This window comes from Streptomyces sp. NPDC052107, assembly GCF_040680215.1.
Taxonomy (GTDB): Bacteria; Actinomycetota; Actinomycetes; order Streptomycetales; family Streptomycetaceae; genus Streptomyces.
On sequence record NZ_JBFAWG010000196.1, the window covers coordinates 1 to 5,203 of the forward strand.

The 5,203-nt window shown below is 69.5% G+C and carries 1 protein-coding gene and 1 pseudogene; both read left to right on the forward strand.

Features of this window, described 5'->3' with window-relative positions; all coding sequences use genetic code 11:
* The first annotated feature begins 82 nt into the window (after nt 1–82).
* Complete coding sequence (pglW, locus tag AB0M27_RS46560; protein ID WP_365732264.1) at nt 83–3,616, forward strand: BREX system serine/threonine kinase PglW; 3,534 nt, start codon at nt 83–85, stop codon at nt 3,614–3,616.
* Nucleotides 3,617–3,678: 62 nt separating this feature from the next.
* Nucleotides 3,679–5,112, forward strand: a pseudogene (pglX, locus tag AB0M27_RS46565) (BREX-2 system adenine-specific DNA-methyltransferase PglX); the annotation flags it as partial.
* Nucleotides 5,113–5,203: the final 91 nt, after the last annotated feature.

Consider the following 5,203-nt stretch of genomic DNA (forward strand, 5'->3'; position numbering starts at 1 on the left):
ACATCGTCACCATCGTGTGCGGCAGCAACGTCGACGTGGACGCCTACCACCGATGGGTCGGCGCGGCTCCCATCCACAGGTCTTGACAATTGCTCGGTTCCATGTCGCCGAGCAGGCTGATCCCTATCTGGCTCCGGAGCTGAGGATTCCGAAGGCCGATCCGGTGCGCCTCGATGTGTACGGGCTCGGCGTGCTCACGTATCTGCTGGTGACCGGACAAGCGCCTGGCGCGAGCCAGAGCGAGGTCATGGCACGTCTGGAGGCCGGCGAGAGTCTGCGTCCCAGCGCGCTCGTCGACGGTCTCAATCCGGACATCGACGATCTGGTGGAGGCTTCCACCGCGTACGAACCGGGTCGGCGTCTGTCCACGGTCGACGACTTCCTGGAGATGCTGGAGTACGTCGAGCAGGCATTCGTCGAGGAGGTCCCGGGCGGCGGGGATGCGGCTGCAGTCGCGGGCGGGGACGGCGGTTCAGCCGCAGGCGTGGGCGAGGAAAGATCCGAGCCGGAGAAGGACCCGCTGGAGGCCGTGGCAGGGGACGTACTGGCCAGACGCTGGGAGGTCGTGCGCCGCCTCGGTACAGGCTCGACCGCGCGGGCCTTCCTGGTGCGGGATCTGGAGGGCGAGCCTCGGCGCAGCGGCGGCCTGCCGGTGGCAGTGCTGAAGGTCGCGCTGAGCGAGGCCAAGCATGCTGTCCTGGATCGTGAGGCGGAGGTCCTGGGCCGGATCCACAGGGACTCCAGCATCATTTCGCTGTACGAGCCGCAGCCCCTGACATTGGCTGGGCGCCGGGTCCTGGTCCTGGAGTACGTGGGCGACAGCCGGGAGCTGAAGGACCAGGACGGCAGTGCGAGTAAGGGGCCGCGCCGCAGGGAGGACACCGTTGCCCGCCAGCTGCGGGACAACGGCCGCTTGGGCATGGACCAGCTGGAGGCGTACGGGAAGTACCTCTTCGGTGCTGTGGAGCACTTGGAGGCGGAGGGGATCTGGCACCGGGATCTGAAGCCGGACAACATCGCGATCCGGGTCCGCCCCAACGGCACCCGTCAGCTGGTGCTGATCGACTTCTCGCTCGCCGGGTACCCGGCGAAGGAGATCGAGGCGGGCACCGAGGGCTATCTCGACCCGTTCGTGGGCGTCATCACGCGCGGCTCGTACGACGGGCACGCCGAGCGGTATGCGCTGGCCGTGACGCTGCATGAGATGGCGTCGAACGAGCTGCCCCGCTGGGGTGACGGCTCGGTCACGGCCCGGCAGACGGATGCGAAGGAATGGCCGTACCCGCAGCTGGCGGCAGACGCCTTTGAGCCGGCCGTCCGGGACGGCCTGGTGGCGTTCTTCCGTAAGGCGCTGGCCCGAGATGTGAAGGACCGCTTCCCTGATCTCAAGCCGATGGAGCGTGCCTGGCAGCGGATCTTCCTGGACGCACAGCAGACCACGGCGCCGAGCACCGGTCACGGTGAGAAGTCGGGGCGCGGGGCGAAGGGCGGCACCGACGCGGTTGCCGGGTCGGCGGCGCAGCCGCGGATCGGGCGGGAGGACGACGACGTCTCTGCCGAGCAGGTCCGCGACCAGCAGGCCGAGCGCGCCGACCGGAACACGCCGCTGTCGGTGGCGGGTCTGACGGTCGCAGCCCAGTCGCAGCTGTTCGCGATGGGGCTGAACACCGTCGGGGACGTCTTGGAATACTCGGCGAAGAAGTTCCTCACCGCGCCGGGCATGGGCTCGCGTACCCGGGAGGAGATCCAGCGCCGACAGAAGGAGTGGAACGCACGCCTGGGCAAGGCGGCTCCCGCGCCGCTCAGCGCGGAGGCCCGCAAGGCGGCGGGCCAGGAGCTCTCCGACCTGGAGCGGGCGGTCGCAGAGTCGGTCGCCGCCGACGGGGACGGCGCCGACCCGCAGGTGCTGGGCGGCCTGAGCCTGGACGCGCTCGCCGCCCGTCTCGTACCGAAGCCATCCAGCGGTAGTGCCCGCTCCAATGCCAAGGAGCGCGAAGCAATCCGGTTGCTGCTGCGGCTGCCCGATGAGACAGGGACGCTGCCCGGGGGCCTGGCCTGGGTCCGGCAGCGGGACGTCGCCGATGCGGTGGGCCTGACCGCGGGCCGGATCCCGCAGATCGTGAAGAAGGCGCGCGAGCGCTGGTACAAGGACGCGGCCCTGGGGCTGCTGCGTGAGCAGGTGGTGGAGCTTCTGGCTGAGCGCGGCCGGGTGGCCCCGGTGATCGAGCTCGCCGACGCCCTCATCGCCCGGCGCGGCACCCAGCACGTGGAGCGGCGCGACCGGCGTGCACTCGCCCTGTCGCTGCTGCGTGCGGTGGTCGAACGAGAGAGTTACGACAACGAGTCCCCGCCGCTCTTCCGCTACTTCCACGCCCGCATGCCCAAGGGCGCCGATCCGGTACTCGGCCTGCTCGCCCTGGATGTCCGGGAGGACGTGGACGGTCCGGACACCCCGGCTCTGCCCGCCCTGCAGGAGTACGCGCTGAACCTGGGCGTGCGGGCCGACCGGCTCGCGGCGCTTGAGTCCCTGCCGACGGCGAGCACGGTCCTCACCGAGCTGGACGCGGTGCGACGGCCACCGGGCAGCCTGGGCTGGGACGAGCGGCGGACGGCCGAGATCGCGGTCGCCGCCTCCACCCGGGCCGCGCTCACCCCGCGGTTGGAGATCTACCCGCGCGACCTGGACCTTGTGCGTGCGCTGCGGATCACCCAGGCCGGCGTGGTCGCCGTGCAGCCGGGCGTCGAGGAGGAGCGGCAGCCGGGCCTGACGGTGGACGCGCTGCACAAGCGGGTCGCCACCCGCTTCCCCGACCTGGGCACCGATCCGCTGGCGCCGCGCGAGCTGCCCACGGGCAGCGCCCTGGTCCGCGCCCTGAAGCAGGCCGGCTTCGAGCTGAAACTGGCCACCCGCTACGACAAGGTGCTCCGGCTCATCCCGGACCGCCCCTCCGGGGACGCCACTGCCGGGCTGACCTCGGCGAGCTGGGGTTCCTCGGCTGCGCGCCGCTCGGCCCCCACCCAGTACGACGCGGACGCGGCCGTCGCCGCTGCCGTCAAGGCTGAGCAGCGACTTATGCACTCGGCGCGGCAGGACGGCTTCCGGGTCCTGACCGTGCCCCAGCGGCGGGCCGAGGACGCGGTGCGGCGGCTGGCCGGCGAACCATACAGGGCTCGGCCAATGTCGGTGACCGCACTGTTCATGGCCGAACTGCGCGGCGTGGTCGGCGAGGCCGCCCGGCCGACCTGGGAGACCGTCCTCAAGGCGGACGCCGCCGAGCCGGGTAGTCGGGCTCACCAACAGCTGCGCATACGCACCGACAAGGCGTGGGGGCGGATCGAGCCGCAGCTGCGGGAGCAGCTAGCGGAGGCCGATGGTCCGCTGTTGCTCACCGACACTGCGGTGCTGGCCCACTACGACGCGCTCGACCTGCTCGGGCGCCTCTCGGAGGAGGCTCGACAGGGCGGCAGCCCGCTGTGGCTGCTCGTCGCCCAGTCCGATCCGGCACGGGCTCCGCGGTTGGCCGGGCAGAGTGTTCCGTACCAGGCGGGGTTCGACGAGTGGATCGTTGTGCCTGACGCCTGGGTCGCCCGCAAACACCTCGCACCGGACGCCTGACCTGTTTCACCCCTTCCAATCTGATCTTCTCCCTCCTCTCCCATTCCCGACTGGAGCCGTTCGTGATCGACCGCCAGAGCCTCCTCGCCGACCTGCAGAAGCAGGTCAAGGCGGCAGAGACCGACCTGGAGCAGCAGGTCAAAGCCGTCCCTGAGGTCGGGACGCGGCTGCGTGGTGAGTATGAGCAGGCTCGGAAGCTGGGCCGTACGGCGGCGACGTGGAACGCCTGGCTCGGCGAGCGGATCACCCAGGTCGCGGTGGCCTGGGTCCTCGGCACGGTCTTCGTGCGGTTCAGCGAGGACAATCGGCTGATCGCCGAGCCGTACATCACCTCCCCCGACGTGGCGGGGCGGGAGATCGCCCAAGCGCGGTTCGAGGAATACTTGGAGAAGGACACCGACCCGACGTACCGCGGATGGCTGGAGAGGGCGTTCACCGAGCTGGGCGCCGGACAGGCCGGGCGGCTGCTCTTCGACCGTGATCACAACCCGCTCTACCAGATCCCGCTGTCGCACGACGGCGCCGGCGCGCTGCTTGCATTCTGGCGGGAGCAACGCGCCAGTGAGGTCAGCGGGGACGAAGGGGCGGGCGGGCCGGTCCTCGTGCACGACTTCAGTGACCCGCTGAGCGTGGACGGCACCGAGGGCTGGGATACCCGGTTCCTGGGCGACCTGTACCAGGACCTGAGCGAGACAGCCCGCAAGACCTACGCACTGCTGCAGACGCCGGAGTTCGTGGAGGAGTTCATCCTCGACCGGACGATGACGCCTGCGGTGCGGGAGTTCGGCTTCGAAGACCTGAAGATGATCGATCCGACATGCGGGTCGGGGCACTTTGTTCTCGGGGCGTTCCGGCGGTTGGTGCGGATGTGGGCCTCGCAGCAACCCCAAGTCGGCCCGTACGAACGGGTGCGGGCGGCGTTGAAGTCTGTGCATGGGGTGGACCTCAACCCGTTCGCGGTTGCGGTGGCCCGCTTTCGGCTGCTGGTCGCGGCGATGGCTTCGAGCGGCATGCGGACGTTCGCAGAGGCACAGCAGTATGAGTGGCCGATCCAGCTCGCGGTGGGTGACTCGCTGCTGCCGACGGAGCACCGGCAGGAGGGACTCTTCGGCGACGAGCAGTTGAGCCTTGGCGACAGTGTGGAATCGGGCGACGCCGAAGACCCGTACTACGCGCTGAGCACGGAGGACGTGTTCGAGTATCCGCAGATCCTGAACCGGGGCCGCTACCACGTGGTGGTGGGGAATCCTCCGTACATCACGGTCAAGGACAAAACACTCAACGAGCTGTATCGCAAGCTGTACGACGCGTGCTCCGGTACGTACGCGCTGTCGGTCCCGTTCGCGCAGCGCTTTTTCGAGCTTGCGGTTCGAGGCGAGGAGAAGTCCGGGCTCGGCTACGGCATGGTCGGCCAGATCACGGCGAACTCATTCATGAAGAGGGAGTTCGGGGCGAAGCTGATCGAGAGCTTCTTCCGGGACCAGGTCGAACTGACACGGCAGCTGTAGTTCCGGCGTCTTCCCTGATCAGGAGCTCGCGGGGGCCGAGTGGGGGTATGGGTACGGCCACCGTGATCATGAACGTTTG